The sequence below is a fragment of the Streptomyces sp. NBC_01803 genome, assembly GCF_035917415.1.
Taxonomy (GTDB): domain Bacteria; phylum Actinomycetota; class Actinomycetes; order Streptomycetales; family Streptomycetaceae; genus Streptomyces.
The window spans coordinates 5,292,580-5,309,072 of record NZ_CP109073.1; the positions used below are offsets into that span (position 1 = coordinate 5,292,580).

At 70.8% G+C, this 16,493-nt stretch carries 15 protein-coding genes; 13 read left to right on the plus strand and 2 right to left on the minus strand.

Annotation, left to right across the window (positions count from 1 at the left end; genetic code table 11):
- The first annotated feature begins 204 nt into the window (after positions 1–204).
- The 10 genes from OIE51_RS24150 to OIE51_RS24195 all read left to right on the plus strand — a co-directional run bounded on the left by OIE51_RS24150 (position 205) and on the right by OIE51_RS24195 (position 9,889).
- A complete protein-coding gene (locus OIE51_RS24150) occupies positions 205–1,020 on the plus strand; it encodes a dienelactone hydrolase family protein (RefSeq protein WP_326599902.1) in 816 nt (271 codons plus the stop codon).
- Positions 1,021–1,238: 218 nt separating this feature from the next.
- Entirely contained in the window at positions 1,239–2,882 is a 1,644-nt protein-coding gene (locus OIE51_RS24155) for a DHA2 family efflux MFS transporter permease subunit (RefSeq protein WP_326599904.1), read from the plus strand.
- Positions 2,883–3,274: 392 nt separating this feature from the next.
- Entirely contained in the window at positions 3,275–3,775 is a 501-nt protein-coding gene (locus tag OIE51_RS24160) for a cupin domain-containing protein (protein ID WP_326599906.1), read from the plus strand.
- 81 nt (positions 3,776–3,856) lie between these two features.
- On the plus strand, positions 3,857–5,203 hold the full coding sequence (locus OIE51_RS24165) for a cation:proton antiporter domain-containing protein (RefSeq protein WP_326599908.1): 1,347 nt from the start codon (positions 3,857–3,859) through the stop codon (positions 5,201–5,203).
- Between the two features lie 59 nt (positions 5,204–5,262).
- The gene (locus OIE51_RS24170) at positions 5,263–5,811 is read left to right on the plus strand and encodes a flavin reductase family protein (RefSeq protein ID WP_326599911.1); all 549 of its coding nucleotides are present in this window, start codon (positions 5,263–5,265) and stop codon (positions 5,809–5,811) included.
- A 45-nt stretch (positions 5,812–5,856) separates the two neighbouring features.
- Positions 5,857–6,405 (plus strand): flavin reductase family protein, encoded by a 549-nt coding sequence (locus OIE51_RS24175; RefSeq protein ID WP_326599913.1) that lies wholly within the window; start codon positions 5,857–5,859, stop codon positions 6,403–6,405.
- A complete protein-coding gene (locus tag OIE51_RS24180; RefSeq protein WP_326599914.1) occupies positions 6,380–7,387 on the plus strand; it encodes an NAD(P)H-binding protein in 1,008 nt (335 codons plus the stop codon). Before OIE51_RS24175 ends, OIE51_RS24180 begins: the two co-directional genes overlap by 26 nt.
- A 7-nt stretch (positions 7,388–7,394) precedes the next feature.
- The gene (locus OIE51_RS24185) at positions 7,395–7,760 is read left to right on the plus strand and encodes an antibiotic biosynthesis monooxygenase family protein (protein WP_326599916.1); all 366 of its coding nucleotides are present in this window, start codon (positions 7,395–7,397) and stop codon (positions 7,758–7,760) included.
- A 470-nt stretch (positions 7,761–8,230) separates the two neighbouring features.
- Positions 8,231–9,574, plus strand: a complete 1,344-nt coding sequence (locus OIE51_RS24190; RefSeq protein WP_326599917.1) for a cation:proton antiporter — start codon at positions 8,231–8,233, stop codon at positions 9,572–9,574.
- Between the two features lie 21 nt (positions 9,575–9,595).
- A complete protein-coding gene (locus OIE51_RS24195; RefSeq protein ID WP_326599918.1) occupies positions 9,596–9,889 on the plus strand; it encodes a hypothetical protein in 294 nt (97 codons plus the stop codon).
- Between the two features lie 115 nt (positions 9,890–10,004).
- Here the strand turns inward: OIE51_RS24195 and sigJ are convergent, their stop codons facing one another.
- The gene (sigJ, locus tag OIE51_RS24200) at positions 10,005–11,009 is read right to left on the minus strand and encodes an RNA polymerase sigma factor SigJ (RefSeq protein ID WP_326599919.1); all 1,005 of its coding nucleotides are present in this window, start codon (positions 11,007–11,009) and stop codon (positions 10,005–10,007) included.
- Positions 11,010–11,313: 304 nt separating this feature from the next.
- On the opposite strand from sigJ, the gene OIE51_RS24205 reads away from it, so the two are divergent.
- From OIE51_RS24205 to OIE51_RS24215, 3 genes are all read left to right on the plus strand, one after another.
- Positions 11,314–11,940 (plus strand): hemerythrin domain-containing protein, encoded by a 627-nt coding sequence (locus OIE51_RS24205; RefSeq protein WP_326599920.1) that lies wholly within the window; start codon positions 11,314–11,316, stop codon positions 11,938–11,940.
- A gap of 156 nt (positions 11,941–12,096) precedes the next feature.
- The gene (locus OIE51_RS24210; protein ID WP_326600776.1) at positions 12,097–12,990 is read left to right on the plus strand and encodes an alpha/beta hydrolase; all 894 of its coding nucleotides are present in this window, start codon (positions 12,097–12,099) and stop codon (positions 12,988–12,990) included.
- 10 nt (positions 12,991–13,000) lie between these two features.
- Positions 13,001–14,269 (plus strand): MFS transporter, encoded by a 1,269-nt coding sequence (locus OIE51_RS24215; RefSeq protein WP_326599921.1) that lies wholly within the window; start codon positions 13,001–13,003, stop codon positions 14,267–14,269.
- A gap of 84 nt (positions 14,270–14,353) precedes the next feature.
- Here the strand turns inward: OIE51_RS24215 and OIE51_RS24220 are convergent, their stop codons facing one another.
- Complete coding sequence (locus OIE51_RS24220; protein WP_326599922.1) at positions 14,354–16,489, minus strand: tetratricopeptide repeat protein; 2,136 nt, start codon at positions 16,487–16,489, stop codon at positions 14,354–14,356.
- Between the last annotated feature and the right edge of the window lie 4 nt (positions 16,490–16,493).

Sequence of the window (16,493 nt, forward strand, 5' to 3'; positions counted from 1 at the left end):
CCGGGCGGCCCTGGGACCCCGTACCCCTTCCCCCGGGTGCGGGGTCCCACAGGCGTGTCCGGAGTCGGCGCGGCCCGCGGGCGGACGGCAGGAGCGGGGAGAAGGTGTCCGGCCCCACCGCCGGGCGTTGATCTCAACCGCGTAGCATGCTGCGACAGTTGAGCCGCCTCCCCGATGACTCCCAAGGACACCTGGAGATCTGCCGTGACCGGTTCCGCCCCCGCCTCGGACCTCACCGGATGGCGCGTCGTCCCCTTCACCGGGGCCTCACTCACTCACGACGTCTACGAGAAGGGCACCGGGCCGGGCGTGGTGCTGATGCCCGAGATCCCCGGCATCACGCCCCAGGTTCTCGGCCTGGCCGACCACCTGGTGGAGCAGGGGTTCACCGTCGCGATGCCCTCCCTGTTCGGGACGCCGGGCCGCCCGGAGTCGCCGCTCTCCTTCATGGGCGCGTTCGCGAAGCTGTGCGTCTCCTCGGAGTTCCGCGCCTTCGCCCTCAACGCCCGCCGCCCGGTGGCGGATTACGTGCGTGAGCTGGCCCGCGACCTCAACTCCCGTACGCCGGGCCCCGGCGTCGGCGTCATCGGCATGTGCTTCACCGGCGGGTTCGCCCTGGCCGCCGCGGTGGACGACGCCGTGCTCGCCCCCGTCGTGAGCCAGCCGACCGTCCCGTTCCCGTTCGGCGGCGCCCGCAAGGCGGATCCCGGCCTGTCGGAGGAGGAGCTGACCACCGTCGCGGCTCGCACCACCGACGCCAACCTGTGCGTGCTGGGCCTGCGGTTCAGCGAGGACGGCATCAGCCCCCGGGACCGGTTCACCACTTTGAGCAAGCGCCTCGGCGACGCCTTCGAGGTCATCGAGCTGGACTCCCGCAAGGGCAACGCGGCCGGCTTCGCCAAGGGCGCCCACCAGGTCCTGACCGTCGAGGTCCGCGAGGAGCCGGGCCACCCGGCGTTCGCCGCCCGCGAGCGCGTCGTCGCGTTCCTGCGCGAAAGGCTCGTCGACGCCGCCGCCTGACCGCTCGCAATGTCCCGGCAGAGTTCCCGACACATCGCGTTTATATTCTGTCGTCCGATCGTGTGACATACGTCTCAGAGGGCGCTGAGATGTCACACGCTTCGGGGCCATCGCCCTCTTGGGGGCATGGAACTGAATGCCGCGCCGGCGGAAGCTGACCCCCACGCGCGTGGCGACGAGACCGTGAGCGCCATTGCCGCCCACGGCAAGGAGGATTTGTGTTGAGGAAATGGCACGGCAACCCGTGGGCGATTCTGGCGGTTCTCTGCCTCGGGTTTTTCATGACGCTGCTGGACCTGACGATCGTGAACGTCGCGATCCCGGATCTGACGGATGATCTGGACGCCTCACTTGACAATGTCCTGTGGGTTGTCAACGCCTACTCTCTCGCCCTGGCAACGCTGATCATCACCGCCGGACGCCTGGGCGACCTGCGCGGAAAGAGGAACATCTTCCTCGTCGGCGTGGCCGTCTTCACCATCGCCAGCCTCGCCTGCGGTCTTGCCCAGGACCCCGCCCAGCTCATCGCGTTCCGCGCGGTGCAGGGTGTCGGTGCCGCCATGCTGATGCCGCAGACGCTGTCGATCGTGGCCGACGTCTTCCCCCCGGAGAAGCGCGGCGCGGCCCTGGGCATCTGGGGCGCGACCGGTGGTGTCGCGGGCGTCGTCGGCCCGACGCTGGGCGGTGTGCTGACCACCCACCTCGACTGGCGGTGGATCTTCTACATCAACATCCCGCTGGGCCTGTTCGTGCTCTTCATGGGCATGCAGGTCATGCCGGTGACCGGCCGCATGGTCAAGCACCGTTTCGACATCCCCGGCGTGGCCCTGGCTTCGGCCGCCCTGTTCTGCCTGGCCTTCGGTCTGACCGAGGGGGAGAAGTACGACTGGAACGGCGGTATCTGGGCCCTCATCGGCGCCTCCACCGTCCTGTTCGCGGTCTTCCTGGCCTACGAGCGCACCCAGCAGGACAACGAGCCGCTGATCCCGTTCTCCCTGTTCAAGGACCGGAACTTCTCGATCGTCAACTTCATGGGCATCGCCGTCTCGTTCGGCGTCATCGGCCTGTTCCTCCCGATCACCATCTACTTCCAGTCGGTGCTCGGCTTCAGCGCCCAGAAGACCGGCCTCGTGCTGCTGCCGCTCGCGCTGGCCACGATGGTGGTGGCGGGACCGGCCGGTGTGCTGTCCGAGAAGTTCGGCGGCAAGTACGTCCTGACAGTCGGTCTCGGCGGCTTCGGCGCCGGCATCACCTGGCTGGTGGCCTCGGCCGAGACCGACAGCAGCTGGACCGCGTTCATCGGCCCGCTGCTGGTCGTCGGCCTCGGCGTCGGCTGCACCTTCGCCCCGATGGCCTCCGAGGTCATGCGCAACGTCCCGCCGCAGCTCACCGGCGCCGCGTCCGGCGTGAACAACGCGCTGCGGCAGGTCGGTTCCGTGCTGGCCGGCGCCGTGATCGGCGCCGTGCTCCAGGCCCAGCTGGCATCCTCGCTGGTCGACGAGGCCGAGAAGAGCGCCGAGGCGCTGCCCCCGGAGGCCCGTGACGGCTTCGTCGGCGGCTTCGAGGAGGCCGGTGACGAGGGGCTGAACATCGGTACCGAACAGAGCTCCGGCGGCCTGCCCGACGGCCTCCCCTCGGACGTCGTCCAGACCATCCAGGAGCTGTCCGGCCAGGTGTTCGGCAACGGCTACGTGGACGCCCTCGGGCCGACGATGGGGGTCTCGGCCGTCATCCTGTTCGTCGGCGCCCTCTTCACGTTCGCCCTCAAGGGCGGCGCGACGCCCAGCGGCGCGGGGCACGGCAAGCCCCCCGCCGCCCAGCCGGAGCCGGAGAGCGGCGAGAGCGCGGCCGTTCCGAGCTGACCGACCCGACACCGGCCCGACGACCGGCCTCACTCCAGGCCGTGATCAGGGGATTCGCCGCACAGGCCAATCCTCTTGGTCACGGCCTGGAGTGCTTTCCGGAATGGCCAAGGGTTGACACGGGGTGTGAGCGCGTGTCACGCTTTTTCCGGCGCTCGAAGTATGCCTGTCTGCAGGCTGCGTTCGCGCACATTGCTCGAAAAAAGCCGCGAATTTACGCCACTTCCCGATCGCGTTCCCGATTCCGTCGGCCGAGGAATTTCCCGGCGGTCCACTTCGCTTTCGCCCGGCGCGCATTCGGCGCCGCATTCTTTCCGCCGCCGCCGGGCGCAGCCGGGCACATTCCCGCATCGCCGCGGCCGGTGCACGAGCTCGCTCACCAGGAGGGCGCCATGACGGAGCAGGCAGCAAAGGTCATCCACCTGGATGACATCAAGCCCATCAACTACGGCGGCGGCGAGGAGACACGCATCCTGCTGCGCGCCGAGGACACCGGCGGCGCGTACTCGTTCTACGAGGTGTTCATGCCGCCCGGCGAGGGCTCGCTCTACCACGTCCACCACCACATGGACGAGGCGTTCTACGTCATCGAGGGCGAGTTCGAGATCAAGATCGACCAGGAGATCCACAAGGCGCCCGCCGGCACCCTGGTGCACGGCCCGCGCGGCGTGTTCCACTCCTTCTACTGCGTCTCCGAGCGGCCCGGCAAGATGCTCTGCACCACGACGCCCGGCGGCATCGAGGTGTTCTTCGAGGAGCTGAGCGCCCTCCTGTCCACGGACACCCGCCCGACGTGGGAGGAGCTGCGCGGCCTCGGCGAGCGGCACGGCATCATCGCCCACCCGCCCCAGGGCGGCCCGCACGGAGGCCCGCCGACCGGCGACCCGCGGTAGCGCACGCGACCGTCGAGCGCGGCCGGGAGCCGGAAGCCACGGCGCGCGGGCCGCGCTCCTCCCCTTCCTCCTGGAGGTGACATGGCAGCGGCCGACGGCCTGCCCATGGAAGCGATCGTCATGGCCGACATCGCGATCGTCCTGCTCGCGGGGGCCGTCATGGTCAAGCTGAGCAGACGGCTCCACCAGCCTCCGGTGGTCGCCGAGATCGCCACCGGCATCATGCTCGGCCCCAGCGTGCTGGGGCTGTTGCCCGGCGACCTGCCCGCGCGGATCTTCCCGCACGACGCCCTGCCGATGCTGTCGGCCATCGCCCAGGTCGGCCTGGCTCTCTTCATGTTCCTCGCCGGCTGGGAGCTCGACCTCAGCCGGCTGCGGGGCCGGGGGAGAGCGGTCGGCACCATGGCCGGCCTGGCGATGGCCGTTCCGTTCGTCCTCGGCCTGGGCGCCGCCGCCCTGCTCTTCGGCGGCCACGGCGCCGACGGCGTCAGCGGCCTGTCGTTCACGCTCTACCTGGCGACGGCGTTCTCCATCACCGCCTTCCCGGTGCTGGCCCGCATCATCAGGGACAGCCGTCTGTCCCACACCCGGGTCGGCACCATGGCGATGGCCTGCGCGGCCATCGGCGACGTGGTCGCCTGGTGCGTGCTGGTCCTGGTGGTCGCCATCGCCGACGCCAGCGGCGCCGGCCAGTTCCTCTCCGTCGTCGCCTGGACCGTCGCCTACGGCGTCGGAATGGCCGTGATCGTACGGCCGTTGCTGCACCGCGTCGTGCGCCGCGTGGCCCGGCGCGGCGACACCGCCTCGCTGCTGATCCTGATCGTCTCCGGAGTGTTCCTGTCCTCCTACGCGACGTCCTGGATCGGCATCCACGCCATCTTCGGCGCCTTCGCGTTCGGGCTGATCATGCCGCACGGCCAGGCGCCCGAGCTGCACGAGCACGTCGGCTTCCCGCTGGAGAAGGCGGCCGGGCTCCTGCTGCCGGTCTTCTTCGTCATCACCGGCCTGTCCGTCGACATCGGCGCGCTCGGCGCGGGCGGCCTGTTGTCGCTGGCACTGGTCATCGCCGCCGCCGTGATCGGCAAGTTCGCGGGCGCGGCGATCCCGGCCCGGCTGTCGGGGATGAGCTGGCGCGAGGCCGGCGCCTTCGGGGCGCTGATGAACACCCGCGGCCTGACGGAGATCGTGATCCTCGACATCGGCCGCGAACTCGGCCTGATCGACGCCGAGATGTTCACCATGATGGTGGTGATGGCCCTGCTGACCACCACCATGGCCGGACCGCTGCTGCGCGTCCTGCGCGTGGGACCGTCGGCGCCCGCGGCCGGCGGCGGCCCGGCCGCCGTGCCCCGGGACTCGCCCGACGCACACCTGGACACCGTCCCCTCCGGCACCGGCCTGCGGCCCCTGCCCGAAGGCTCCGCGTGAACCACCCACGCGGCACCGCCCGATCCACCGACCCACGGCAACGGACCCAAGGGGTGTGTGTGACCACGCCAGACAGTCAGGCCCTGCACCGGGCGAAGCCGGTCGAGGGAAGAACCCTGCGCGACGTGTGCGGGCACTTCGTCACCGGCGTCACCGTCATCACCGCCGGAACGGGGGAGGAGGCGGCCGGCACCACGGTCAACTCGTTCACCTCCGTCTCCCTCGACCCGCCGCTGGTGCTGTTCTGCCTGCACAACGACTCGCGGCTGCGGTCGATCGTGGAGGACGGCGGCGCCTACGTCGTCAACTTCCTCTCCGGCCGCCAGGAGAAGCTGGCCCGCGCCTTCGCGGGCAAGTCCACCGCGGCCATCACGGACGTGGCGCACCACTCGTCGGTGACGGGAGTGCCGGTGCTCAGCGACGCGCTGGCGTTCCTGTCCTGCCGGCTCGTCAACACCTTCCACGGCGGCGACCACACCATCTTCGTCGGCGAGGTCGTCGAACTCGGCGTCCCGCGCGACAACCAGGAGCCCCTGATCTTCTTCCGCGGCTTCCTCGGCGCCCTGGAGGAGGAACCGCGCGGCGTCCACCCGATCTTCGACGGCTGAACCCGGCAGCCGCCGGCCCCGAACACCACTACCCAGGGGGTATATGTGACTCCTGCATCCACTCAGGCGCCGCACCAGGTGAAGCCGGTCGAGGGAAGGACCCTGCGCGATGTGTGCGGGCTCTTCGTCACCGGTGTCACCGTCATCACCGCCGGAATGGGGGAGGAGGCGGCCGGCACCACGGTCAACTCGTTCACCTCCGTCTCCCTCGACCCGCCGCTGGTGCTGTTCTGCCTGCACAACGACTCGCGGCTGCGCCCGGTGGTCGAGAGCACCGGCGCCTACGCGGTCAACTTTCTCGCCGGGCGGCAGGAGCGCGTCGCGCGCGCCTTCGCCGGCAAGGACACCGCCGCCATCACGGACGTGGCGCACCACTCGTCGGTGACGGGGGTGCCGGTGCTCAGCGACGCGCTGGCGTTCCTGTCCTGCCGGCTCGTCAACACCTTCGACGGCGGCGACCACACCATCTTCGTCGGCGAGGTGCTCGAACTCGGCGTACCCCGACAGTCGCAGGAACCGCTGATCTTCTTCCGCGGCTTCCTCGGCGCCCTGGAGGAGGAACCGCGCGGTGTCCACCCGATCTTCGACGGCTGATTCTTCGACGGCTGTCCCTTCGACGGCCGTCCGGACCGTTCTCGTCACCGGGGCGACCGGCACGGTGGGGCGCGCCCTCGTGGCGTCCCTGCTGGCCGCCGGCGCCTCGGTCCGGGCCGTCACCCGCGACCCACTGACCGCGGGACTGCCCGGGCGGGCCCAGGTCGTCGGCGGCGACCCCAACGCGCCGGAAACCCTGGCCGGCGCCCTCGACGGCGTCAGCGCCGTCTTCGTCAACCCGGCCGCGGCCGGGGACCTCACCGGCAGGCTGCTGGGCCTCGCCCGCGAGCGGGGGGTCGGCCGCGCCGTGCTGCTGTCCTCCGCGGCGGTCCGCGACGAGGCCGCCCAGGACGCCGACCCGCTGGTGTTCTGGCACCGGCTGCTGGAGGAGACGGTCACCGCCTCCGGGCTGGACTGGACGGTGCTGCGCTGCTCCGAGTTCGCCGCCAACACGCTGACGGGCTGGGGGCCGGGCATCCGCGCCGCGGGCGTGGTCCGCGAGGCCCACGCCATGGCGGCGTCGGCGCCCGTGCACGAGCGGGACGTCGCCGACGTGGCCGCCCGTGTCCTGCTCTCCGGCGGGCACGCGGGCGCCACGCTCACGGTGACCGGCCCCGAGTCCCTGACCCGCAGGCGCATGGCGCGCATCGTCGCGCAGGCGATCGGGCGGCCCGTCCGGTTCGAGCGTCTGCCGCGCGAGCGGGCCGTCCGGCACCTGATGGCCACCCGCGGACTGTCCGAGGGCATCGCGGAGTCGGTGGTGCGCCTCCAGGAAGAGGCCGCCGGCCGACCCGCGTTCGTCACCTCCGAGGTGGAACGCGTCACCGGCCGCCCGGCGTTGACGTTCGCCCGGTGGGCGGCCGAACACGTCGCCGACTTCGCCCGCGTTCCCGCGCCCGCGCCCGTGCCGGTGGCGGCGCCCGGGTCCGGGTCCGGGTCCCTGTCCGTCTCCGACCGCCCCGCCGCGCGCAGTGGAAGGTAGCTCCCGAATGCAGCTTGAAAGCCTGGACCCGTCGACGCCGCTCCCGGCCCAGCTCCAGGAGAAGACCGGCCCCATCGTCCTGGTGAACACCTTCGTGGTGCCCGAGGGAAAGATGGACGAGATGATCGCCGTCTTCCAGGCCGACGCCGCGTTCCTCAGAACCCGGCCCGGCTTCCTCTCGGCGCAGCTCCACCGGGGCACCGCCGGCAGCAACCTGCTGCTGAACGTGGCGGTCTGGGAGTCGACCGAGGCGCTTGCCGGTGCCTTCAACGATCCCGAATTCCACCGCGGCGCCCACCGGTTCCCCGAGGGCGTGCGCGTCCTGCCGCACGTCTACGAGCGGATCGCGGTCCCCGGCGTCTGCGTCGCCTGAACGCCGGCCGAACCGGACACGTCGCAGCCGTGTTTCCCCGATGGCATGATCAACCCGGCCGCATGGTCGCTCGCGGGAGTGGGCAAGCTGTCCGTCGAGGAACCATCCCCAGAGAATTTTCCAGATGGTTCGTCAGAAAGTCGGCCTCAGAAGACAGTTGGCCAATTACACTGCGCCTGCCGCTTCTTGGAGCGCAAGCACGACCACCGCACCATGCCCGCGCACCCAACGACGCCGTGCGCGCGGCCATCCCCGCACGCACACCCTGTCGTTACGCCGTGTCGGGCCCACGAACTTCCGGCTTCCCGCACTCAGGGATCCACTCATCCGCTTAACACGTTACGCGGGGATGTCCCAACGGTGCAATACCCCCGGTCGATCGCGGGCACGGCTGACTGCCGGGCACCGCCGAGGCCCCTGTCCGGCAGCGAGGCGACGACGCTCATGACCCATGAGCGAAAGGAATCCCCATGATGTTCGCTGCCGCCGCGGTCCCCCCGATCGCGCACCATGAGCTGCTGGTTCTGCTCACCCAGGTCGGCGTGCTCCTCCTCCTCGCCATGTTGCTCGGCCGGGTGGCCGAGAGACTCGGCATGCCCGCCATCGTCGGCGAGCTGTCCGCCGGCGTTCTGCTCGGGCCCTCGCTGATGTCCAACATCTTCCCCGACCTGGGAGGATGGCTCTTCCCGCAGGACCCCGCCCAGATGCACCTGCTCGACGCTCTCGGGCAGCTCGGTGTCATCCTGCTCGTCGGCTTCACCGGTATGCACCTGGACCTCAAACTCGTCCGCAGGCAGGGCTCCCGGGCCGCCACGGTCAGCGCGGCGGGCCTGATCCTGCCGCTGGGCCTCGGGGTCTGGCTCGGCTTCCTGCTGCCCGGCTCGCTCCGTGAGGACGGCGCCGACCAGGCTGTGTTCGCGTGCTTCGTCGGCGTCGCCATGTGCGTCAGCGCCATCCCGGTCATCGCCAGGACGCTGATGGACCTGAAGCTGATCCACCGCAACATCGGCCAGATGATCCTCGTCGCCGGCACCATCGACGACGCCGTGGGCTGGGTGCTGGTCTCGCTGGTGGCCGCCATGGCGACCGCCTCCGGCCTCAGCGGCGGAGACGTGGCCACCGCGCTGGGTCACCTCGCGATCGTGCTGCTGGTGATGGTCACCGTCGGCCGGGTCGTCGTCCGCATGGTCATGCAGGCCGCGATCCGCTCCGGCGTGCGCGGGCTGCCCATCGTCACCGCGGTGGTGCTGACCATACTGTCCGCGGCCGGCACCCACGCGCTGGAACTGGAGGCCGTCTTCGGCGCCTTCCTGTGCGGCATCCTCATCGGCTCCGCCAAGGACGTCGACGTCCGGCCCCTGGAGCCCCTCAACACCACCGTGGTCACGGTGCTCGCCCCGATCTTCTTCGCCACCGCCGGTCTGCGCATGGACCTCACGGCGCTCGGCGACCCGGAGATCGCCCTGTGGGCCCTGGCGGTGGTCACCGTCGCGGTCGTCGGGAAGTTCCTCGGAGCCTTCGTCGGCGGCATGTTCAGCAAGATGACCAAGTGGGAATCGCTCGCCCTCGGCGCAGGCATGAACGCCCGGGGCGTGATCGAAGTCATCATCGCCATGATCGGCGTTCGCCTCGGACTTCTCAGCGTCGAGATGTACAGCATCATCGTGCTCGTCGCCGTGCTCACCTCCGTCATGGCCCCGCCACTGCTGCGGCTGGCCATGTCCCGGGTGGAGCACACGGCGGAGGAGGACCTCCGCGAGCGCAGGGTGCTGGACCTCATGGGCGCGCCCGCCGACAAGGACACCACCACGTAACACCCAGTGGAAGGACGTCACATGTCCGCGACCGAGCGCACCGCTCACCGCCGGGAGCCGGCGGCTGCCAACCTCGACCAGCCGCAACTCTCGGTGGTCGCGATCTTCGTGACCGGACCGGGTACCGTCCAGCGTGCCGGGGGCACGCCCCGGCAGGAGAAGACACCACCTCCGCAGATCGCCTGGACCGCCGAACAAGAGGCGGAGTACAAGGCGATCCTGACCCAGGTGCGGGACCGGTTCTCCCAACCCGTCCGGAACCGCTTCCTGGCCCGTGACGGCCGCGCGGGGGTGCTTCCGCTCACCGCCGCCTGACGGCCGCCACCGCCCGGCCCCGAGGGAGTCCCCCCTTCGGGGCCGGGTCACGCCGCACCATGGCGCACCGCCCCGAGCGGTCGCCGTTCCCGGCCCACGGGGCATCGCTTCCGGTCTACCGGGCGTCGGCCGGGTCCCGGTCGTCCTCGTCCGTCACCGGCTCCTCGGCGAGCCGGACGTGGGCCAGCTTGTCGGGGTTGGTGACGGCGTACACCTCGCGGACCTGGTCCCCCTCGGGGGTCAGATCCATCACCACCACCGCGTAGGGCGAGTCGCCGGAGAACACCACGGCCGACTGGTCGCCGTTGACGTGCATGTAGCGCACGTCGAAGTTCTTCGGCGGTCGGGAGGCGTAACCCGCCATCAGGCGGGCCACCTTCTCGCGGCCCTTGACCGGCCGCAGCCCGGCCGAGCGGGTCTTGCCGCCGCCGTCGGTCCAGAACGTGACCTCGGGCGCCAGCATCTGCATCAGGGACGCGATGTCGCCGCCCAGCGCGGCCTCGACGAAGCGTTCGGTGATCCGCCGCTGGAGGTCCGGGTCGGCCTGGTACCGGGGCCGCCGGGCCTGCACGTGCTCCCGCGCCCGGTGCGCGAGCTGGCGCACGGCCGACGGCGTGCGGCCCAGGATCTCGGCGATCTCCGTGTGGGCGTAACCGAAGACCTCGTGCAGCACGAACACCGCGCGTTCCAGCGGAGTCAGCGTCTCCAGCACGACCAGCAGCGCCATCGACACCGACTCGGTGCGCAGGGCCGCCTCGGCGGCGTTGTCGCCGTCCGAGGCGTCGGTCACCAGCGGCTCGGGCAGCCACGGACCGACGTAGGTCTCGCGACGGCGGCTGATCGTCGCCTGGCGCGCGAGCGCGTGGTTGACGGCGATGCGGATCAGGTAAGCGCGGGGGTTGTCGATCTCCGGCGCCGTGGCCTGACCGGACTTGCGGGCCCAGGACAGCCAGGTTTCCTGGAGCACGTCCTCGGTGTCCGCGACGCTGCCCAGCATGTTGTAGACGATGGAGAACAGCAGTTCACGGTGGCCGACGAAGACGCTCGTCGCGGCGTCGACGGACGAGTCCTCCGGACCGGTCCCGATGCCTGCCGGGTCTCCCGACGGGGTGTCGGACATGGTGTGCCTCCCGTGTGATGCGCTCCCAGATGAGAGGGCCGGTGGGCGCCCGAGTGTGACATCGCGACGGCGGATGACGGGAAATGTGGCCTGCGTCTCACCTCGGGCCGCTGATGTCACATCCACGACGTCAGCTCCCTCTTGGCAGCAGGGAGCTGAGCGTCAGTGTGCCGAGAGTCGCCTGGTGAACGGTTCCTCCGGCCGGGCCCGCCGCATTCGTCGTCAGAATTCGCCGGGAACGGCCTCCGTACGTTCTCGCCGCAGAACCGATGAACCGATGTCCACAGAAGGGACAGCGCGCATTATGGCTGACGCGCAGCAGGACAAGATCAACTTCGACGTCATGTTCGCGACGCACGACGCCTTCCGTCGCGACCTGGAGCGCCTGGAGGCCGCCGCCGTCGCCGGCAAGACCGACACGCCTGAAGTCCGCGCCGGCTGGGAGAACTTCAAGCACCAGCTCCACATCCACCACACCGTCGAGGACGAGCGGCTGTGGCCCACGGTCCAGAGCAAGGTGGGTGACAAGCCCGAACCGAACGAACTCCTGCGGGAGATGGAGGCCGAGCACGGCCAGCTCGACCCCGTCCTCACCGCGGTCGACGAGGCGCTGGCGGCCAAGTCGCCCGACCTCATCGAGAAGATCAAGGAGCTCGGCGCCGTCCTCGGCTTCCACATGAAGCACGAGGAAGAGAGCGCGCTGCCGCTCATCCAGGAGACGTGCACCAACGCCGACTGGACGAACTTCGCCAAGGGCATGGCCCAGGCCCAGGGGATCAAGGGCGCCGCCGTCTACATTCCCTGGATCCTCGACAGCATCTCGGCGGCCGACCGCCAGAAGTTCCTGGTCAACATGCCCCCGCCCGCCCGCGCCCTCAACAAGCTCTTCTGGGAATCCCGCTACCACAAGAAGCAGCTCTGGAAGTTCTGACCGGAGCCGGCACCGCCGGATCCTCTCACTGAACCCGCGGGGCGCGTTCACCTCACACCGTCCCCGTCGCGTCCCCGGACCTTGTCCCCTCCGGGGGCCCGGCGCGGGCCGGACGGCCGTACGCACCATCTTTCGAGAAGGAGCAGTGACGTGCAGATGACCACGCCCACCCTCGACGCCTCGCCCGGAGTACGGCGCATCACCCTCGACGCCGCGGGTGTCACCCTCTCCGGCCTGCTCATCGAGCCCGAAGGCCCCCCGCGCGCCGCGGTCGTCGCGCTGCACGGCGGCGGTATGAGCGCCGGTTACTTCGACGGCCAGGCCCACCCCAGCACCTCCCTGCTGGCTCTCGGCGCGAGCCTCGGCTACACCGTGCTGGCCGTCGACCGCCCCGGCTACGGCGACTCGGCCGCCCAGCTCCCCGAGGGCGCCACCCTCGCCGAGCAATCCGCCGCCCTGCACGCCGGCCTGGAGGACTTCATGGCCCGGTACGACACCGGCGCCGGGCTGTTCGTCCTGGCCCACTCCTACGGCGGCAAACTCGCCCTGACCGCCGCCGCGGACGACGCCGACGACCGGTGGCTGGGCATCGACATCTCAGGCTGCGGCCACCGCTACGCCGCCACCGCCGAGCAACTCCCCAACGACCGGCGGCACGGGCACTGGACCCTCAACTGGGGGAAGCTGAGCCTGTATCCGCCCAACACCTTCCGCTTCAGCACCTCGATGGTGAAGCCCATGCCGCCCAGGGAACGGCAGGAAGTGGCCCGTTGGCACGAGATCTTCCCCGGCGTCGCCGCCCGCGTCCGCGTGCCCGTGCGGCTCACGTTCGCCGAGCACGAGACGTGGTGGCACCACGACGAGGAGACCGTCGCCGACCTCACCTCCCGGCTCGCCGCCCCCCGCGTGCTCGTCGACCGCCAGCCGGACACCGGCCACAACATCAGCCTCGGCTGGTCCGCCCGCGCCTACCACCTGCGGGCCCTGGCGTTCCTGGAGGAGTGCGTCGCCCAGCGCGCGTCGACGGCCCCCGCACCGGCCCGGGTGTGACCGAGGGCCCATGAAGAAGATCCTCACCACCACCTTCCGCTCCCTGTCCGTCCGCAACTTCCGGCTCTTCGCGGGCGGACAGGTCGTCTCCGTCGCGGGCACCTGGATGATGGTCGTCTCCCAGGACTGGCTCGTGCTCGGCATGACCGACGACTCGGGAACGGCACTGGGCCTGGTGACGGCGCTCCAGTTCACCCCGCTGCTCCTGCTGACGCTCTACGGCGGGAAGCTCGCGGACCGGTACGACAAGCGGCTGCTGCTCACCGTCTCCAACGTGATCTCCGGCGTCTTCGCCCTCGCCCTGGGCCTGCTGGTGGTCACGGACGCGGTCGAGCTGTGGCACGTCTATCTCTTCGCCCTCGCCCTCGGCACCGTCAACGCCGTCGAGGTGCCCACCCGGATGGCGTTCGTCAGCGAGATGGTCGGCGCCGACCTCCTGCCCAACGCCTCGGCCCTGAGCGCGGCCTACTTCAACGTCGCCCGTGTCGTCGGCCCGGCCGTCGCCGGTCTCCTCATCACCGCCTGGGGGACCGGCCCGGTGATGTTGATCAACGCCGTCAGCTACCTCGGCACCGTGGTCGGCCTGCGGATGATGCGCCCGGCCGAACTCCTGCGCGACGCCCGTCAGTCCGCCCGCGGCGGCGTGCTCGACGGCTTGCGCTACATGCGCAGCCGGCCCGACCTGATGCTGCCGATCTCGCTCGTCGCCGTGATCGGCCTGTTCGGCCTCAACTTCCAGCTGACCGTGCCGCTGATCGCCAAGACCGTCTTCGACGCCGACGCCACCTCCTTCGGCCTGCTCACCACCTCGCTGGCCGCCGGATCACTGATCGCCGCCTTCGCCGCCACCGGCCGCCGCGGCCGGCCGTCCAGCCGCACGGTCATCGGCGCGGCGCTGGCGTTCGGCGTCACCGAAACCCTCACCGGCTGGGCCCCCACCTACGGCGCCGCCGTGGTGCTGATGGCGCTCACCGGCTTCACCTCGATCTACTTCGCCCAGGCCGCCAACCACCGCATCCAGCTCGGCAGCGACCCCCAGTACCGGGGCCGGGTGCTGGCCCTTTACACCCTGATCCTCCAGGGCTCCACCCCCCTCGGCGCGATCTTCGTCGGCTGGCTCTCCGAACTCCTCGGCGCCCGCTCCGGCCTCTACGTCGGCGGCCTGGTCTCCCTGACCGCCGCCCTGGCCGCCACCCTGATCGAAGCCCGCCCCCGCCCCCGCCCCCCGACCACCCCAACCGAAGAACCTCGCAGCCCCGCTACCCGCACCCCCGGGTAGCGGGGCTTTTCCGCATTTCCCGACCGGACCGCCGCGCCAACGGCACCCGGCGGTGGTCGACGCATCTCCCGGTCGCTCGCCCCCTCAGCCGGGGGGCTGAGGCGGGCGCCATCGTCCCGATCCGAGCTCAGTCAACAGGTCCCGGCTCGCGGTTGTGAAGGGGTGGTCGGCGCCCAGGGCGCGTTCGCGTCTGGTCACGACATCGGCCATCAGCGCGATCCCCGAGTCGATGTGACCGAGCGCCGACTGGGTCCGGGCCAGCAACTGCTGTGCCGCGAGCGTGATCGGGTAGTCCGGGCCGAAGCGACGCTGGTACGCCTTGGTGACCAGCCGGATCTCGGCGTCGGCCGTGTCAAAGCGCCCCAGCACGTACAGCGCCCAGGCATGGTTGTGTCTGGCCCCCAGCGTGACGGTGTGGTCGGGCCCGAGTTGGCGGACGCACTCCTCGGGCAAGGACAGCAGCGCGCCCTCGTCCTCGGCGGGAAGCTCGGATGCGGAGAGCAGCACCAGCAGGCCGGCCCGTGAGCGGAGGGTCAGCGGGTGAGAACGCCCCAGCGCCGTCTGTCGGCCCGACACGGTCCGCCGTGCCAGTGAAAGGGCTTCCTCGCGCCTGCCGAGATTGCCCAGCACGAGCTGAAGGCCATGGCAACTGTCGAGAGTGTCCGGGTCGTCGGCCCCGAACAGGCGCTCCTGGGCGGTGCGGACGCGGCGGAGCAGCGTTTCGGCCTCTGCGTATCTTCCCAGCCTGAACAGTGCACGACCGGCCCTCGAACGTGTGGCCAGGACCAGCCGGTGATCCGCGCCGAGAGACCGTTCCGCGAGAGCCGTCGCGGCTCGGGCGCTCTCCCAGGCGGACAGATAGTCGCCGGTGCGGTGCAGTGCGGTGGACAGGCGCGCGGCGACCGCCAGCATGCCGGGGATGGCCGTCGGGTCCGTCAGACGCCGCAACAGGGCCAGCAGGTGCGGCGCGAGCAACCGGAGCCGGGTGTCGTAGGGGCCCGCGTCCGGTTGGGCGGGGACGGCGGCATCGAGCAACCGGATGGCTGTCGCGTTGAGAGCGGGGAGTTGCTCGGGCGGCGTGGCGGCGGCGACGCTGTCCAGCAGGACACCGTGGCTCTGCGCGCAGCGCACCCCGGCATCGACCAACTCGGTCAGCGAATGATCCAGCAGCGCTCTCAACGCTGTCTCGGCGCGGGCGCGCGGCAGCACGCCCGCGATCTCCCGGCGGTTCAGCACCGAGAGGGGCAGAGGTTCTGGCGCCAGTCGAGCCAGCAGTCGCAGCAGCGCCGCCGCCTCGGGCAAGCCCCGGGTTTCGAAGGCGTCCAGCGTCAACTGCCAGGTGCGGCCCACCAGGTGCCGGGGATCCTCGTCTGCCAATGCGTCTGCTCCCTGGTCGATCAGCTCGACACGTTCGTCTTCGTCCAGATGGCGCCCATAGGCGTCCATGGTCCAAGGATCAATCATCTGGTGAGAGAGGAAACCGCCCGCGAGGGTGAGCGCCAGCGGCAGCCGTCCGAGCCGGTCGGCGATCTCGGCCGCCTGTTCCAGCGTGCCGCTTCCCGGAGCCAGGTCGCACAGCACCCGGGCCGCGTCCTCGCGCGGCAGCACGCCGATGTGCTCCAACTCCGCCCCTGGCCACCAGTGAGCCGCTGCCCGGCGGGTGGTGACCACGACAGTGCCACGCGGACTGGTGCGCAGCCAGCTTCCGTCGCGGAGGATCGCGGGATCGTCCGCGTTGTCGAGGACGAGCAGCCAGGGCTCCGCAGACCGGTCGAGATGCTCCCACACGAGATCGGCGGCGGGGCGCAACCCATTGCGGGCGGCGAGCAGTTCTCCGTCGCCGGCGCCTCGGTCGGCCGCGACGGCCAGCATGCCGGCCCGCAGGCTCGCGCGCTCCGAGGCATTGACCCACAGACCGATCCGGCCGCCCTCCTCGATGGCGAACTGGAAGACGGCGCATGCGACGGTTGTCTTGCCGCAACCCCCCATGCCATGAAGCACAAAGACTTCGCCGAGGCCGGACGTGACGCCTTCCCGCAAGCGCTCCAGCACCTCGGCTCGGTCCCGCAGGACGACCGGCGAGCGGCCGACCGTGGGGCGGCGAACGGAATCGGGGCCGCCCACGGTGAAGGCGCCGTCCGCATAGTGGTGGTGCTCGGTGATGTGCTGGTCGCCCGATGCCTGGTAGACGCGGCCATCGTCCTCAGCGTGCCCGTCCATCGCC

Coding starts and splice junctions, on each gene's coding strand:
- OIE51_RS24185 (WP_326599916.1), top strand. CDS start 7,395: ATGCAGCTTGAAAGCCTGGACCCGTCGACGCCGCTCCCGGCCCAGCTC.
- sigJ (WP_326599919.1), bottom strand. CDS start 11,009: ATGTCCGACACCCCGTCGGGAGACCCGGCAGGCATCGGGACCGGTCCG.
- OIE51_RS24195 (WP_326599918.1), top strand. CDS start 9,596: ATGTCCGCGACCGAGCGCACCGCTCACCGCCGGGAGCCGGCGGCTGCC.
- OIE51_RS24210 (WP_326600776.1), top strand. CDS start 12,097: ATGACCACGCCCACCCTCGACGCCTCGCCCGGAGTACGGCGCATCACC.
- OIE51_RS24165 (WP_326599908.1), top strand. CDS start 3,857: ATGGCAGCGGCCGACGGCCTGCCCATGGAAGCGATCGTCATGGCCGAC.
- OIE51_RS24220 (WP_326599922.1), bottom strand. CDS start 16,489: ATGGACGGGCACGCTGAGGACGATGGCCGCGTCTACCAGGCATCGGGC.
- OIE51_RS24160 (WP_326599906.1), top strand. CDS start 3,275: ATGACGGAGCAGGCAGCAAAGGTCATCCACCTGGATGACATCAAGCCC.
- OIE51_RS24205 (WP_326599920.1), top strand. CDS start 11,314: ATGGCTGACGCGCAGCAGGACAAGATCAACTTCGACGTCATGTTCGCG.
- OIE51_RS24190 (WP_326599917.1), top strand. CDS start 8,231: ATGATGTTCGCTGCCGCCGCGGTCCCCCCGATCGCGCACCATGAGCTG.
- OIE51_RS24215 (WP_326599921.1), top strand. CDS start 13,001: ATGAAGAAGATCCTCACCACCACCTTCCGCTCCCTGTCCGTCCGCAAC.